The organism is Paenibacillus chibensis (assembly GCF_004001045.1).
In the GTDB taxonomy this organism is placed as follows: Bacteria; Bacillota; Bacilli; order Paenibacillales; family Paenibacillaceae; genus Paenibacillus_AQ; species Paenibacillus_AQ chibensis.
On sequence record NZ_BIMK01000046.1, the window covers coordinates 19859 to 34109 of the forward strand.

Annotated in this window: 17 protein-coding genes and 1 tRNA gene; 16 read left to right on the top strand and 2 right to left on the bottom strand. The window is 44.6% G+C overall.

The window, feature by feature from the left end; genetic code table 11:
• Positions 1-142: 142 nt before the first annotated feature.
• From noc to PCH05_RS25490, 5 genes are all read left to right on the top strand, one after another.
• Complete coding sequence (gene noc, locus PCH05_RS25470; RefSeq protein ID WP_127607248.1) at positions 143-958, top strand: nucleoid occlusion protein; 816 nt, start codon at positions 143-145, stop codon at positions 956-958.
• A 368-nt stretch (positions 959-1326) separates the two neighbouring features.
• Positions 1327-2088 (top strand): ParA family protein, encoded by a 762-nt coding sequence (locus PCH05_RS25475; RefSeq protein WP_127607250.1) that lies wholly within the window; start codon positions 1327-1329, stop codon positions 2086-2088.
• On the top strand, positions 2081-2920 hold the full coding sequence (locus tag PCH05_RS25480; protein ID WP_127607252.1) for a ParB/RepB/Spo0J family partition protein: 840 nt from the start codon (positions 2081-2083) through the stop codon (positions 2918-2920). The genes PCH05_RS25475 and PCH05_RS25480 overlap by 8 nt, the downstream gene beginning before the upstream one ends.
• A 143-nt stretch (positions 2921-3063) precedes the next feature.
• The gene (locus PCH05_RS25485) at positions 3064-4233 is read left to right on the top strand and encodes an aminotransferase class V-fold PLP-dependent enzyme (RefSeq protein ID WP_127607254.1); all 1170 of its coding nucleotides are present in this window, start codon (positions 3064-3066) and stop codon (positions 4231-4233) included.
• Between the two features lie 92 nt (positions 4234-4325).
• A complete protein-coding gene (locus tag PCH05_RS25490) occupies positions 4326-4826 on the top strand; it encodes a DUF4446 family protein (protein WP_127607257.1) in 501 nt (166 codons plus the stop codon).
• Here PCH05_RS25490 and yyaC read toward each other — a convergent pair.
• Positions 4801-5406 (bottom strand): spore protease YyaC, encoded by a 606-nt coding sequence (gene yyaC, locus PCH05_RS25495; RefSeq protein ID WP_127607259.1) that lies wholly within the window; start codon positions 5404-5406, stop codon positions 4801-4803. The genes PCH05_RS25490 and yyaC overlap by 26 nt on opposite strands.
• A gap of 108 nt (positions 5407-5514) precedes the next feature.
• Here yyaC and PCH05_RS25500 point away from each other — a divergent pair, with 108 nt between their 5' ends.
• The 4 genes from PCH05_RS25500 to PCH05_RS25515 all read left to right on the top strand — a co-directional run bounded on the left by PCH05_RS25500 (position 5515) and on the right by PCH05_RS25515 (position 7161).
• Positions 5515-5763, top strand: a complete 249-nt coding sequence (locus PCH05_RS25500) for a putative Se/S carrier protein (protein WP_127607261.1) — start codon at positions 5515-5517, stop codon at positions 5761-5763.
• A gap of 106 nt (positions 5764-5869) precedes the next feature.
• Positions 5870-6790 (top strand): mechanosensitive ion channel family protein, encoded by a 921-nt coding sequence (locus PCH05_RS25505; RefSeq protein WP_127607263.1) that lies wholly within the window; start codon positions 5870-5872, stop codon positions 6788-6790.
• 3 nt (positions 6791-6793) lie between these two features.
• Positions 6794-7027: a DUF951 domain-containing protein gene (locus PCH05_RS25510; RefSeq protein ID WP_127607265.1), complete on the top strand. Its 234-nt coding sequence runs from the start codon at positions 6794-6796 to the stop codon at positions 7025-7027.
• Positions 7028-7070: 43 nt separating this feature from the next.
• Positions 7071-7161: transfer RNA gene (locus PCH05_RS25515), tRNA-Ser, on the top strand.
• A 402-nt stretch (positions 7162-7563) separates the two neighbouring features.
• On the opposite strand, the gene PCH05_RS25520 is transcribed toward PCH05_RS25515, so the two are convergent.
• Positions 7564-7758 (bottom strand): YjzC family protein, encoded by a 195-nt coding sequence (locus PCH05_RS25520; protein WP_127607267.1) that lies wholly within the window; start codon positions 7756-7758, stop codon positions 7564-7566.
• A 316-nt stretch (positions 7759-8074) separates the two neighbouring features.
• Between PCH05_RS25520 and rpsF the strand changes: the two genes are divergently transcribed.
• The 7 genes from rpsF to PCH05_RS25555 form a co-directional block, all read left to right on the top strand.
• On the top strand, positions 8075-8359 hold the full coding sequence (gene rpsF, locus PCH05_RS25525; RefSeq protein WP_127607269.1) for a 30S ribosomal protein S6: 285 nt from the start codon (positions 8075-8077) through the stop codon (positions 8357-8359).
• 51 nt (positions 8360-8410) lie between these two features.
• Positions 8411-8893, top strand: a complete 483-nt coding sequence (gene ssb, locus PCH05_RS25530) for a single-stranded DNA-binding protein (protein ID WP_127607271.1) — start codon at positions 8411-8413, stop codon at positions 8891-8893.
• A 343-nt stretch (positions 8894-9236) separates the two neighbouring features.
• The gene (rpsR, locus tag PCH05_RS25535) at positions 9237-9521 is read left to right on the top strand and encodes a 30S ribosomal protein S18 (protein ID WP_023559051.1); all 285 of its coding nucleotides are present in this window, start codon (positions 9237-9239) and stop codon (positions 9519-9521) included.
• A 214-nt stretch (positions 9522-9735) separates the two neighbouring features.
• Positions 9736-10884 carry a tyrosine-type recombinase/integrase gene (locus PCH05_RS25540; RefSeq protein ID WP_246049951.1) on the top strand — a complete coding sequence of 383 codons (1149 nt, stop codon included), beginning with the start codon at positions 9736-9738 and terminating at the stop codon, positions 10882-10884.
• Positions 10881-12275, top strand: a complete 1395-nt coding sequence (locus tag PCH05_RS25545; protein ID WP_127607273.1) for a tyrosine-type recombinase/integrase — start codon at positions 10881-10883, stop codon at positions 12273-12275. The genes PCH05_RS25540 and PCH05_RS25545 overlap by 4 nt, the downstream gene beginning before the upstream one ends.
• Entirely contained in the window at positions 12268-13899 is a 1632-nt protein-coding gene (locus PCH05_RS25550; protein WP_127607275.1) for a tyrosine-type recombinase/integrase, read from the top strand. Before PCH05_RS25545 ends, PCH05_RS25550 begins: the two co-directional genes overlap by 8 nt.
• On the top strand, positions 13896-14251 hold a 356-nt coding region (locus PCH05_RS25555; RefSeq protein WP_127607277.1), incomplete at its 3' end, for a DUF6262 family protein. The genes PCH05_RS25550 and PCH05_RS25555, both read left to right, overlap by 4 nt.

Below are 14251 nucleotides of genomic sequence, written 5' to 3' on the forward strand. Positions count from 1 at the left end.
GTTCGAGCTAACACCTTGCTTGAAAGCGGTTTGAAGGCATATTTGCAATGCACGTACTTTCGAAAACAAGTCGATTGCTGTGACTGTTGCTGACCAAGCGCTTAGCAAAGTGCTATTACGAAATTAGGTGGTAATATACGGAATGAAAGAACAATTTTCTAAATTGTTTGGATTGACGGAGAAGAACAGCACGGATGAAGTGAAACAAATCCCGGTTGGAGAGATCGTCAGCAGTCCTTATCAACCTCGTACGATTTTTGATGACGAGAAAATTGATGAGCTGTGTCAAACGATCAAAACTCACGGTGTCATTCAACCGATTGTTGTTCGAATACGCAATTCCAAATATGAGATTATTGCCGGAGAACGGCGCTGGCGTGCTGTAACGAAGCTCGGGATGGATACGATCCCGGCGATTGTCCGTGAATTTAATGACTCACAGGCCGCCTCGATTGCACTTATCGAAAATTTGCAGCGGGAAGGGTTGACCTCGATTGAGGAAGCGGTAGCTTACCAGAAGCTGATCGATCTTCATCAATTGACACAGGAAAGCCTTGCTCAGCGACTTGGCAAGAGTCAATCGACGATTGCAAACAAGATTCGTCTGTTGCATCTGCCTGAAGAGGTCAAAACGGCACTTATGGAGCGAAAAATTACAGAACGGCATGCTCGTGCACTGCTGTCTCTGGATACGGAAGAGCTGCAGCTGAAGCTGCTATCCGAGGTCATCTCCAAAGAGCTGAATGTGAAGCAAACGGAGGCCAGAGTCGCTTACTATAAAGAAGCTTCCAAAATTAAAAAATCCAAACGCATCTCGTTTACGAAAGATGTTCGTTTGGCATTAAATACGATCCGCCAATCCATCGATATGGTTTCTGATTCGGGACTGGCGATTAAAACAACAGAAAATGATCGCGAAGATCATTATGAGATTGTCATACAGATTCCTAAGCGTTAATACAAGTTGCGGCTGCGAGCGGCTTCCCGGCCGCTTTTTTTGACCGATGAATGAAGCAAACGGCTTCCGTATATCCCTAGAACGGATGGGAGAGGGAGCGGTTTGCATTTTGCTGTATAGCTGATGTTCAGCTAATCATGATGAGAACATGGATGCTTGTGGTTTCAGGCTCAGGATTTCCTTTTTGCAAGGAATAGCACTCGTGCAAGGCGAAGCCGTTACAGTTCAAATCTGATAAGGTATGGAACCGGAAGCAAGCGGAATGCCCGATCCTGTGTCTATCAGAATGTTGCAGCCGATTGTTTTGCTGTGTAACACCATCCCGTGACCTACAAGAAGAGTTTTCATACACAATGAGGTGAAATTGAGTGTCCAAAATCATTGCCATAGCAAATCAAAAGGGCGGGGTAGGGAAGACGACGACCTCCGTCAATCTCGGTGCAGGCTTGGCTACGCTCGGCAAAAGAGTGCTGCTTGTTGATATTGACCCTCAAGGCAATACCACGAGTGGCGTGGGTGTGAATAAAGCCGATGTAGCCAACTGCATCTATGATGTGATCATCAACGAAGTTCATCCCAAGGATGCTATTCTTGAAACACAGGTCGAGGGACTGCACATCATTCCGGCTACGATTCAGCTGGCAGGCGCAGAAATCGAATTGGTTCCAACCATTTCTCGGGAGCTTCGTTTGAAAAAGTCCCTACAGCTTGTCAAAGCGAACTATGATTATATTCTGATCGACTGCCCGCCCTCGTTGGGGATTCTGACGATAAATTCTTTGACAGCGGCCGATTCGGTCATCATACCGATCCAGTGCGAGTACTATGCGCTGGAAGGGTTGAGTCAACTCCTGAATTCCGTGCGTCTGGTGCAAAAGCACTTGAACACATCGCTGCAAATTGAAGGCGTGCTGCTCACGATGCTGGATGCCCGTACAAATTTGGGGATTCAGGTCATCGAAGAGGTCAAAAAATACTTCCAGGAAAAGGTGTATCGTACGATTATTCCGCGGAATGTGCGGCTAAGCGAGGCACCCTCCCATGGTCAAACGATCATGACCTATGATCCCCGTTCCAAGGGGGCAGAAGTGTATTTAGAGTTGGCAAAGGAAGTGATTTCTTATGAGTAAAAGACTGGGTAAAGGACTTGATGCGTTAATTCCTTCCCTCTCCATTCATGAAGATGACAAAATCGTAGAGATTCCACTCAGCCAACTGCGTGCGAATCCTTATCAGCCGCGCAAAGACTTCAACGAAGAATCCATTCAGGAATTGGCGGAATCCATCCGTCAGCATGGCGTTATTCAACCCATTATTGTACGCAGCGTTCTAAAAGGTTATGAGATTATCGCGGGCGAACGAAGATTCCGTGCCTCTCAGTTTTGCGGTAAACCAACCATTCCGGCAGTCGTCCGCAGTTTCAGTGATCAGCAGGTGATGGAAATCGCTTTGATTGAAAACCTGCAGCGGGAGAACCTGAACGCGATGGAGGTAGCCGTTGCTTATCAAGGCCTGATGGACCAATACTCCCTTACACAGGAAGAGCTGTCCATGAAGGTTGGAAAATCCAGATCCCACATTGCGAATTTCCTTCGTTTATTGTCGCTTCCGGATGAGGTGAAGGATTATGTTTCACGTGGAACATTGTCCATGGGCCATGCCCGTGCGATCGTCGGTTTGAAGGATACGGCACTCATAAAGCAGCTGGCCAAGCAATGCGTTGCCAATGAGTGGAGCGTGCGTGATCTGGAGGAGGCTGTGAAAAGCCTGGACCGCAAACCGGTGGATAAAAATAAGGCGAAGGTAAAGAAACGTGACCCTTATATCGACCATTTGGAAGACTCCTTGCGGGAGAGATTCAGAACGACGGTGAAAATTAAACAAAACAAAGATAAAGGCAAAATTGAATTGAACTATTACAGCAAACAAGATCTGGAAAGACTGTTAGAGCTTTTGCAGTAAAAGTGATCTGATGTCATGCCAAAATGGCATATCCGGCTGTATCCCTAAAAAGGGTAAAGGATATGTCATTCTCTGTTTCATTGGGAGAAAATGTGTGTTAAGACATGCGTAAGCCTGTCTGGAGAAGGAGGGCAAGGATTGAGATGGAAGAACGCCAAACGAAGCCGATTGTTTATTTGGATCATGCTGCAACTTCCTGGCCCAAGCCTCCTGAAGTCATGCAGGCGATGCAAAAAGCCATGGTAGAAGCGGCCGCGAATCCGGGGCGCGGAAGCCATAAAATGGCAGTGAAGGCAAGCAGGGTAATGTTTGAATCCCGCAGGGCGTTATCCCGTCTGCTAAGGGTTCATAACCCAAATGATGTGGTGTTTACTCATAACACAACAGAAGCTCTGAATTTGGCGATCAAGGGCATTCTGCGAAAAGGGGATTATGTTGTAGCCACCATGGTGGAACATAATTCGGTGAGAAGGCCGCTCGAATATTTGAAAAGAACGCTGGGGATTCATGTGGACTATGTTCCGGTGGACCATCAGGGAAACTTGGATGGGAACAAGCTGAAGGACGCCTTGTCCCGAAAACCGAAGCTTGTCGTTTGCAGCCATAGCTCCAATTTGCTGGGCAGCATTCTCCCGATAGCGGAAATAGGGGAGCTGGCGCATAAGCATGGGGCCGTATTCTTGGTCGATGCCGCACAAAGCGCAGGCTGCATCGATGTTGACGTTCAGGCCATGAACGTGGATCTACTCGCTTTTCCCGGGCATAAAGGATTGCTGGGACCACAGGGGACAGGCGGTCTGTATATCTCTCCATCGATTGATCTCGAGCCGCTCTTGCATGGCGGAACGGGTAGCCAGTCGGAGGAAGTGGAGCAGCCTTCCGTTAGACCGGACCGTTATGAAGCGGGGACACCCAATACGATTGGAATCGCCGGGTTGCGAGCCGGCGTAGAGAAAGTCATGGAGATGTCAACGCTACATATATATCAGCATGAGTGGGATTTGACACAGCGGATGATCGAAGGCATTCGGCGCATCAATGGGCTTCACATTCTTGGTCCGCGGCAGGGTTCCCCAAGGACGGGAATTGTCTCTTTTGTGTCAGACCGTATCGATTCGAGCGAGATTGCTTTTCGCCTGGATCGGGAATACGGCATTGCGGTACGTGCAGGTATGCATTGTACTCCACTTGCGCATCAGGCAGTGGATACGCTTCAGACTGGCGCAGTCCGGGCCAGTGTGGGGGTAAGTACAACGGTCGAAGAAGCGGATGCATTCATAGACGCAGTCTCGGAAATCTGCGGTAAGGCGTAAACAATTACGAATAAAATGGATAAGTTGTCGTGGGTCAGCGAAAATAAGAAATAGCCGGTATGATCAAGAATGAGGAAAAGGAATGAACAGCAATGTCGGACTTGAATAGTTTAATCATGGAACAGCTGCAGTGGTTTGTCGGCGGGGTAATACTCCTCATTTTGATCTTGCTCGTTATGGTGCTAACACAAGGTGCAAAGCTCCGGAAGATGCGCCGTAAATATGATTTGATGATGGAAGGCAGTGGAGTGGAGAACCTCGAAACGCTGCTCATCGATTTGAAAGTGCAGATGGACAGCATCGAGGATGAGCAGGAGCAGCAACGCCAATCTCTCGGAGTGCTTCTCGCCAAGCTGCAGCAGGTGAAAGGCCAAATCGGCATGAAACGTTACAATGCATTCAGCGATCAAGGAAGCGATCTGAGCTTCTCGCTTGCCATTGTCGATGAAAAGAAAAATGGAGTTGTCATTTCGGCTCTTTACAGCCGTGACAGCTCCTATGTATATGCCAAGCCGCTTGCGGCCGGCGAATCGAAGTATGCGTTGTCTCCGGAAGAAGTGGAGGCCATTAATCTAGCTTTGCAACAAGGGTAGCACGGGTTTTCCATTCCTGAATGGCGGAGTGGAGGCTGGACGCAATAATTTCAGATAAACGGACAACCAGACTTAACCGCGTGTTTTGCAGTACGAAATATTCCATGAAGCCGCCGACATTAACGATACCCGTCAAATGGATATCGCCAACCGGCGGCAATTCTTTATGTACACCTGCGCCGGGCTTCAGGGGACCGCTTGCAACCTGAATACAGCCTACGCTGGCAGACTGTCCCAGGCACGCATCAATGCCAATGACAAAAGGATTGTCATACAGGGCATAGATGGACGATAAAGTTTCCTGGAGGTTGACGGCATGGACAGGCTCCTCCAGCGTGCCGAACAGATGAAACCAGGGGCTTTTGTATCGTGCAAGAGCCGTACCGACCAACGGACCCAGACAATCTCCGGTCGAACGGTCGGTTCCGATGCAGACGATGATCACCTGTTGTTTCTCTTCGGCTTGAGAAAGGTAGAACAAAAGACGATGAATAATGGCAGAATGGATTTCAGGGTCTGTATGTGGTATTTTTAAGCATGAAAGCTGCTGTTGCTGGGAAGGGTTAGGCAGCTGTGTCATAGAATCTTCCTTTCAAATGCGATTGGTAGTATCTAGTATATGGATGGCTGCATGTTTTTATACTTCCTGGGGACAAGCAATTTATTTGAGCGGAAGGCAGGCAGAAGAATGGAAACGTGGATGGTGATGGCCTTCGACTCGACGCAGCAGGCGTTGCGGGCGGAAATGCTGCTGGAGTACGCGGACATTGAAATAGATCTTTTTCCTACGCCCAAAACGATTACGGCGGGCTGCGCTTTATCCATACAATTTCCAAGAGAGGAGCTTGAATCCGTTCAGCGAATCATCACGCAGGAGCGTGTGGAGATCAGAGGAATCTACTACAAAGACAACCATGATAGATACATAAGCATCTAAAATAAATTGGACGAAAGAAATAGCGAAGCTTTCTCCTGATGATGATTTTCTGGAGAAGCGAGATGAATCTGAAGTTCATTTTATTTAGAGATCGGAGGTAGATGAGATGTTGAGTCCATACGGGCTGACAGATGATGGACAAATGGGTCAGGCTGTGGGTGAAGCCGTGAAATTCAGTGATAAGGTGTGGAACTGGTTTACCGATGTGGATATGTGGACAAAAATTATGTTCTCGGGGATCCGGATCATCATTCTCTTTATCGCGACCCGGATCATTATTCGCGTGGTTGCCAAGCTCATAGACCGTGCGTTATTCCACCGGGAACAGAGCCGGATCAATACGAATCCGCGCCGCTTTGCGACCGTCGCCGAGCTGCTGAAAAACGTGACCTCGGTTACCTGCAATTTTGTGATGGTGCTGCTGATTTTATCGGAGTTCAACTTTCATCTGGGTCCGCTGCTGGCTGGAGCCAGCGTGCTCGGATTAGCGGTTGGTTTCGGCGCGCAAAGCCTTGTTAAAGACGTGATCACCGGGTTTTTTATCATTCTTGAAGACCAATTCGCGGTAGGAGATGTCATTCAGACCGGAACATATAAAGGGACGGTAGAGCTGATCGGGCTTCGCTCCACGCGGATCGTGAGCATGAATGGCGAAACGTATATCCTACCGAACGGCATGATAACGAGCGTAACGAATTATTCATTCTCGAATGCTTTGGCCATGGTGGATTTGCCTGTGAAAAATGAGCGGGCACTGGAAGATACAGTCAGTCTGATCAAGCAGGCGCTGGCGGGTCTCCAGGAGCGGGATGGCAATGTCATTGCCGTACCGGATGTGTTGGGAATCCAGTCCATGTCGACGAGCGAATATGTCATTCGCATCGTGGCACAATGCGTGCCGAATATGCGGTCCGAAGTTGAACGGACCATACTGGAGAACATTAAACAGGCGATGGAATTTGAAGAGGCGCAGAAGCAGGCGCTCGCGGAGCTGTCGGCAACGCAAGAAGAACAAGGAGGAGAGTAGGCTATGGAACGCAAGGTATTTCAACTGGGCGACATTGTCCAAATGAAAAAAAACCATCCCTGTGGAAGCAATGAAATGGAAATCATCCGCATGGGCATGGATATTCGGATCAAATGTGTTGGATGCCAGCATAGTGTGCTGATCCCCCGCGCTAAATTCGAAAAAAACATGAAAAAAGTACTGAGATCGAAGGCCGCTGAGGGAGAAGAGGGTAATCCGCAAAATTTGCAGAGCTAGTCTTGCATACTTTGTAAAGCTGTGATATAATCAATCTTGCTGCGGAAAGGTACCCAAGAGGTCCAAGGGGGCTGACTCGAAATCAGTTAGGCGTCGCAAGGCGTGCGAGGGTTCGAATCCCTCTCTTTCCGCCACATTCCCTTTTTCATCAAATATACTTCATAGAATAACGCAATTGGACAAAACCTTTGGCCCGTCATCGCCAGAGGTTTTTTGCTATGTATGGACATCAAACGGAGTCACAAACCAAAGGAAGACCCGAAGGTCCTCCTGTTTGGCAGACGGTAACTTTTGGATTTAGGAATTCGTTCTACAACAAACACGTCAATGAAAACTTTGGATAAGCCGAGGAGCAATCCGGGATTGCTCCAGACAGAATGTCTTTGGCACGTCCCTCCGCTTCTTTAATGTGATGCTGTTTCTGACTTCCAGTGATTTGTTACGCAGCTTAGGCCCAACGGAACCACACCTCTCTCGTAACCGTCTGATTGTATTATCTGCAGTCTGCACGGATTTATGCATGGGTTAAATAAAAATTAATGGACCTTTGCTTTGCTTTTCTTTTTCCACTTCCGGTCTTTGTTCGTGGTCTCCGGAAAGGTCTCGCCCCGCTCCAGCGTAATCATCTTCGGATCTTGAATTTCAGTATGGAAGCTGGCTTCACCGACCTCCATATATACTCCCGGGTTAGGCGCTTTATCTCCCGGCTCGAATTCGGTTTGTTCACCCATTGTTCGTAAGCCTCCTTGTACATCAGAATGGACTGCCCTTGTAGTGTTTACCCATCCCGCCGTATCATATAAAAATTTTGCATGCCAATAAAAGGCTGCCGGATTTACAGGTCTCCAGGTCTCCAACAAAGACGGTAGCAGCACTGAATCTCCAGCGGTATCTATTGAAATGGAGGATTCGGAATAGGATGAAATATGCAGCAGGCAACGGCTTGCATCTCATATGACAATTTGTTATATTAATATGGTGCGAGTTTAGGCTCGCTCCTTGCTCCTGACGCGATCAGGGGCCGAAGTCCATAAGGAGGTGAAAGTTATGCGCAAATATGAAGTGATGTACATTATTCGTCCGGACATTGAACAAGAAGCTGTTCAAGCTGCAGTCGAAAAATTCCAAGGCATCATCTCCAACGGTGGAGAAATCACGAAGCATGAAGTGATGGGCAAACGCCGTCTTGCGTATGAGATCAAAAAATTCCGTGATGGCACTTTTGTTCTGGTAAACTTCAGTGCAACACCTGAAGTCGTTGCCGAGCTTGAGCGTATCATGAAAATTTCTGACGAAGTTATTCGTTATCTCATTACTCTTGACGTTGCTTAAGACCCAAGCTTTTGGCGTAAGTGATGAATTCGTTCGAAGGAGGGGATTAGATTGTTGAACCGTGTAATTTTGATTGGCCGTTTAACCAAGGATCCTGAGCTTCGCTATACTCCTGCCGGAGTTGCGGTAACGCAGTTCACGCTGGCTGTAGACAGACCGTTTACGTCGCAGGGCGGAGAGCGGGAAGCGGATTTTATTCCAGTGGTGACTTGGAGACAGCTAGCTGAGACCTGTGCAAACTACTTGCGCAAGGGCCGTTTAACGGCCGTTGAAGGTCGCATCCAGGTACGGAATTACGAGAATAACGAAGGTAAACGTGTATACGTCACCGAAGTCATTGCCGATAACGTACGTTTCCTGGAGTCGAACCGCGATGGCGGTGGCAGCGGCGGTGGTCAAGCTCCGCGTGAAGAGTCCTCTTTTGGAGGCGGAAACCGCGGGAATAATAATTACTCCCGGAACAATTCCAATCAAGATCCTTTTTCCGATGACGGAAAACCGATAGATATTTCGGATGATGATTTGCCATTTTAGAGAGCGTAACATCTGAGAGCAAGAAAATGCTTTAAGACCTCAGTAAAATCAAGGGGTTTTAAAGCATTTTAACTGTGTAATGGTAATCTTCATTTACGACCAGCATCCACGGTTTATTAAGATCGCACGATGTTGAGTAAAATGTGTAATATGTTATGACAGTCAATGTAGTCTAGTGATGATGACCATCCTTATTTCAAGATGTGGGTGCAGCCCCGTAGTGAGAAGTTGGGTGTGGGTAAGTCGTAAGACTTATCCACACCCAACTTTGAACTAGGGGATAGCCAGAGAAAGCTTATTACGTTTGACCAATATGCATAATGAAGGGAACGAGAAAATAACAATGGCATTTGCACAAAGAAATGACGAAGAACGTGGTGAAAGAAAGTTTGCTCCACGTAGAGGTGGCAAAGGTAAACGTAGAAAAGTTTGCTACTTTACAGTCAATAAAATTACTCATATTGATTACAAAAATACGGAAGTTCTTAAAAAGTTCATTAGCGAACGTGGGAAGATTCTTCCTCGCCGTGTGACTGGAACAAGCGCAAAATATCAACGTGCATTAACAGTTGCAATTAAACGTGCTAGGGCGGTAGCGTTGCTTCCGTACACAACGGATAATATCTAGGAAAAAGGTGTGTTGGCCTTATGGCAACACACCTTTTTCTATGGTAGCACAAAAGAGTTCATTGAACCCGCGGCGGAAGAGCATTGCATGTGCGAATCGTTCCTTTTGTTTCTTGAGTTTACTCCGGAACTCAACTATGATAATTGACAATTAACTCTATAATAATAGATGATGGATGATATACACACTCAAGATCGGTAAAAGTGGGAAAACATTGGCTAAACATCATATAGGATTGATCTCGGTGGTGATGAATATGGGCAATCTGAAAATTGAAAAAACTCTCAATGAGGCCGGAAAACGAAATGTAGTAGTTGTGGATGAGGACTACAACATTGTCGAGGAAATAACATTGTTTCTTCACTATTTAGAAGAGAAGGGGCACTCTGAGAACACAATCGAAGGTTATAGTAGAGACTTAAAGGAATATTTCACTTGGTTAAACGAAGTGGGGCTTAAATTTTACGAGGTTAGGAAAGCGGATATGTTTTCTTGGCTTGAGTATTTGAAAACGAAAGTCGGAAAGACGGACAAAGAGAAATCTGCAAAGACAAAGAATAAGTATATGGCAACAATAGCCTCATTTTATCGATATTATGAAGTGATTGGGGGCTTTGTGACGGAGAACCCATTAACTTATAAAGATGATTCAAAAAACAGACATTTCCTAGTTCAGAAAGTTAGTCTTAAAGATATGGGTTTTAATTTCTTCCGAGTTAAAGAGAAAAAATCAGTTAAGGGTAAGCGTTTGACTCGGGAACAGGTTGAAAAGCTCTATCAAGGACTTGAGATGTTACAGTCAGATGAGAGCTTGAATGCCCGAAATCAGTTATTGTTCAGATTTCTTTATGAAACGGGTTGCCGGATTAGTGAGGCACTAGGTCTTCGTATAGGTGATTATGAGATTCAAACAAAAGTTGGGGTTATAAAGGTAAAAGAGCATGATCCACTATACCATAAAGACCACAACATCAAATCACTAGAAAGGGAAATACCCGTCAGCAGAGATATTGTCTTTGCCATAGAGGATTATATCTTGTATCATCGCCCTGATGATGGAAAACATCTTACGATATTTGTGAATCATGAAACCAGCCCTGGCCAATATATGATCCGCGATACGATAACAAAGCTCTTCAATAAGCTATCTGAACAAGTGGGTATTAAATGCACTTCTCACATGCTTAGGCACACCCATGGAACCGAACTCACCGAATCGGGATTTGATATGCGTTATGTCCAAGATAGGTTAGGTCATAATGATGTTAAGTCTACGAGTAAGTATCAACATTTGTCGCTTGAAGCGAAAACAACGGCATATGAAAGCTTCATGCGTCAGAGAAGGAGCGCGGAGTTGAATTGAGTAGAGCGTATATTTCAACAGTTGATACAAAAACTGATAGATGGGAGGTTCCGTATCAATCGAGTTATGGTGATAAATTATCTTTTGAATTTTCATATTTGCCAAATAAATGGTTCAAGAAAATACATAAGCAAATAACAATTGAATGCATGAGTCTAGGGAAGCCGAGTGTCGAAACACTGTATCGATATAATTATTCATTGAAACGGTTCTTTGAATTCCTGAAAGAATACAACTTGAAAATTATGGATTATGCCGATTTATCGCACCAAATCACTCAAATGTATATTTATTATTTACAACAGATTCAATTAGCAAACTCTACAAGATCGGTTGCTATGTCTGCACTAAAATGGGTAATAGAACATGGGCAGTTTTTTGAGTATGATGGTTTTCCGGAGGGACAGGTTTTTGATGGAGATGAGTACCAAGCACTTAAGCAAGATGATGTTTTAAGGACAAGGTATATACCCGATAATGTAATGGAACAGATTGAAATAGCTTTAAAAAAGGAGAAAAACATCCTCTTGAAGTCTATTGTGGAGATCGGCATCGATTCGGGAATCAGGCTTTCAGAGGTTTTGGACCTAACCGAGGGGTGTATAACTGAAGATTTTACAGGAAAACCCGTATTGTATGTTTTCTCTCCGAAAAATAAGGCTGACAGATATATCCCCGTATCAAATCGAGTCAAACGGGCAGTTCAACTACTTGAACAATACTCAGAAGTGGCCAGGAAAGAACTTGCAACAAACTACATTTGTCTTTACTGGCAAAAACGGAATATACGGTATGCCAGACTGCTCCAAAAAATATTTCGAGATAAACTTTATCGGTTTGTCAAAAAGCATGATATCAGAGATAACGATGGCGAATTATACCCATTAACCTTTCACGCATTTAGGCATACGCTTGGAACGGACATGCTAAACAAGGGTATGAGTATGTTTGAAATTCAAGAATATCTTGGTCATGAATCATTACACTCTACAAGTTTATATGCAAAGGTCAAAGATCCAAAAATTGAAAGCGAATATAAAAAGCTTGGATTTATCGGCTTGATAGTCAAGGAAATCAGTGAGAAGGAAATAGGAGAAGGAAAAAAAATCGACACGGAAACGCTATTGTCTGCTTCATTGCCTGATGGGGCTTGTCAGAAGCCGATAAATAATGAGGGCAAGATATGCTCTAAATTTAATATGTGCGTGATCTGTCCTAAGTTTATCACGACTCCCGAACACTTACCAATTCATAAAGACCATTTGGATCGTCTCAGAGCCAACAGAGAGGCATATATGGCTCAGGAGTACATCGGTACGAATCATCTTGAGACTGTTGAATACGCCTTAGAAACGATTATAGGGCGTTTGGAGGCGATGCTGAGTGGTTGAAAGTATAAAGCTTCAATTGTTTGATTACAACCCCCTAATACCCCAATTAGATTTCCGCTGCGGTAATAGTAAATTCTCAGACAATGTATGGGATTTTAACGGATTTATTAATGTAGAGCATTTGTCTGGCAAGAGGCTTATGATTGATTTTGAATTTGTTGTTGATAAGCCCAAAATGCTAGAAGTAATAAAATGGTTTATGCATCATGAGTTAACCACGGGCAAGTTTTCAACTGCCAAACGAAATTTAGACGGTGTTGTTCGATTTTCTAAATTTATAAAAGAATATGCGCCGGAAGTGGAGTCGTTTTCAGAAATTGATCAGAGTTTATTGGAGACGTATTTTACGTATTTGCCTGAAGCGAAAAGCGAGACAAGTGGTCAGTCAATAAGCTCTGTTTCAATCAAGAAAAGTGCATTGGCGTTAAAAGAAATCTTATTAAAGGGAAATATTAAAGGCTGGGATGTTCCAAAAGATGTTCGATTTGTTCAGGGCATGTACAATGAGCTCATTATTAATAACAAAGCGTTAAAGAAGGATGCCAAGCAAGCAGAGCAAGTAAACATTGATAAAATATCGGACGAACAGTTGATCGATCGGATATTGCGTAAAGCAGTAAGTGATTTAGATATGGACGAAAATATACTTGTTGCAGCTAGCGTAGTAGTTGGATTGCAGCTTGGACTTCGCATTAGCGAAATCATTACGATGTATAATGCCTCCATTGAGCCAATTGGCGGAGAAACAAAATTAGTATACAACACCGGTAAACTGCAAGCCGAACCTACGAGGGTGTATAAACCAGCGAATGCCCTTGTCGTACAAGCCATTACGAAAGTTGAAAAATACACGGATCCGTTAAGAAAAGAATCGGGCTTACCGTATTTATTTCTTAATCGAATACGTAATGTCAAAGGATATCCCGTGTGTATAGTTTCCCATGCAAATTGGTCAAAGAATTTTCTAAGACCCTGGCTTCAAAAACACAATCTCCGATATAAAAATGGAGATATTGCTGATTTTTCATCTCATACATTCCGCCACGCTTGCGCTACGTATGCTTTAAAAGGCGGGGCCTCTCTGGAAACCATACGGAAATTGTTAAATCATAAGTCCATTAGAGGTACACAGCACTATACACACCTGCTTCAAGAGGATGTAAGGAACAAGTTCGCGAAAGTATTCAATGAAGGCGCAGTTCTTGTTGGTAAGCAGGCTCTTCAAATAAAAGAAAAACTTAAAGTAATTAACCCATTCAAAGGAAAGACCATCGAACAAGTTGATAAATTGCGTAAAGCGCATAAGATTCAAATTTTGTCACATGGACTTTGTCTTCACCATCCAATGCGAAATGAACCTTGTGAAGGCGACGGGGTATGTTTAGGATGCCGCAATTTTTTGACTACTCCGGACTTTCTTGAAGTTCATAAAGGCCGGTTGAAAAAAATTCGTAGCGAATTGGCATCTGCACCTGCTGGAGGTCCTTATGAGAACAAGTTAAAGACAATTGAAAAATACCTCGTAGGAATTATTGATGAGTTGGAAACCCAGGTGAATTATTCCGGAATTGATAATCATTCAGATTACAATATCACACCAATCGAATGGGAGGGAATGGCATGAGTGACCCTTCTAAAGAAAATAAACTCGTTACACTGGAGCGTATCGAACAAGCAATAACAAACCTCCGAAAAGGAAAGAAAAAACTGTCCATATCAGCGATTGCTAAAAAAGCTGGCATTGAGCGAAAGACGATCTATAATCGTCCTGATCTTAAGGAACGCTGTGATCAAGCCATTTTGCTGCAGATGGAAATTGAAAAAGGGGCAGAAAAAATTGCAGCTACTGCAATCGAAACGTCAACCAGACCAAGCGGTAAAAGATTGCTTGAGAATCGGTATGAAAAAGTTAAGCAGGCGCTTCAGAATGAGAAGGAAAAGAACGAGAAACTTCTGGAAATATGCAGAAAACATGT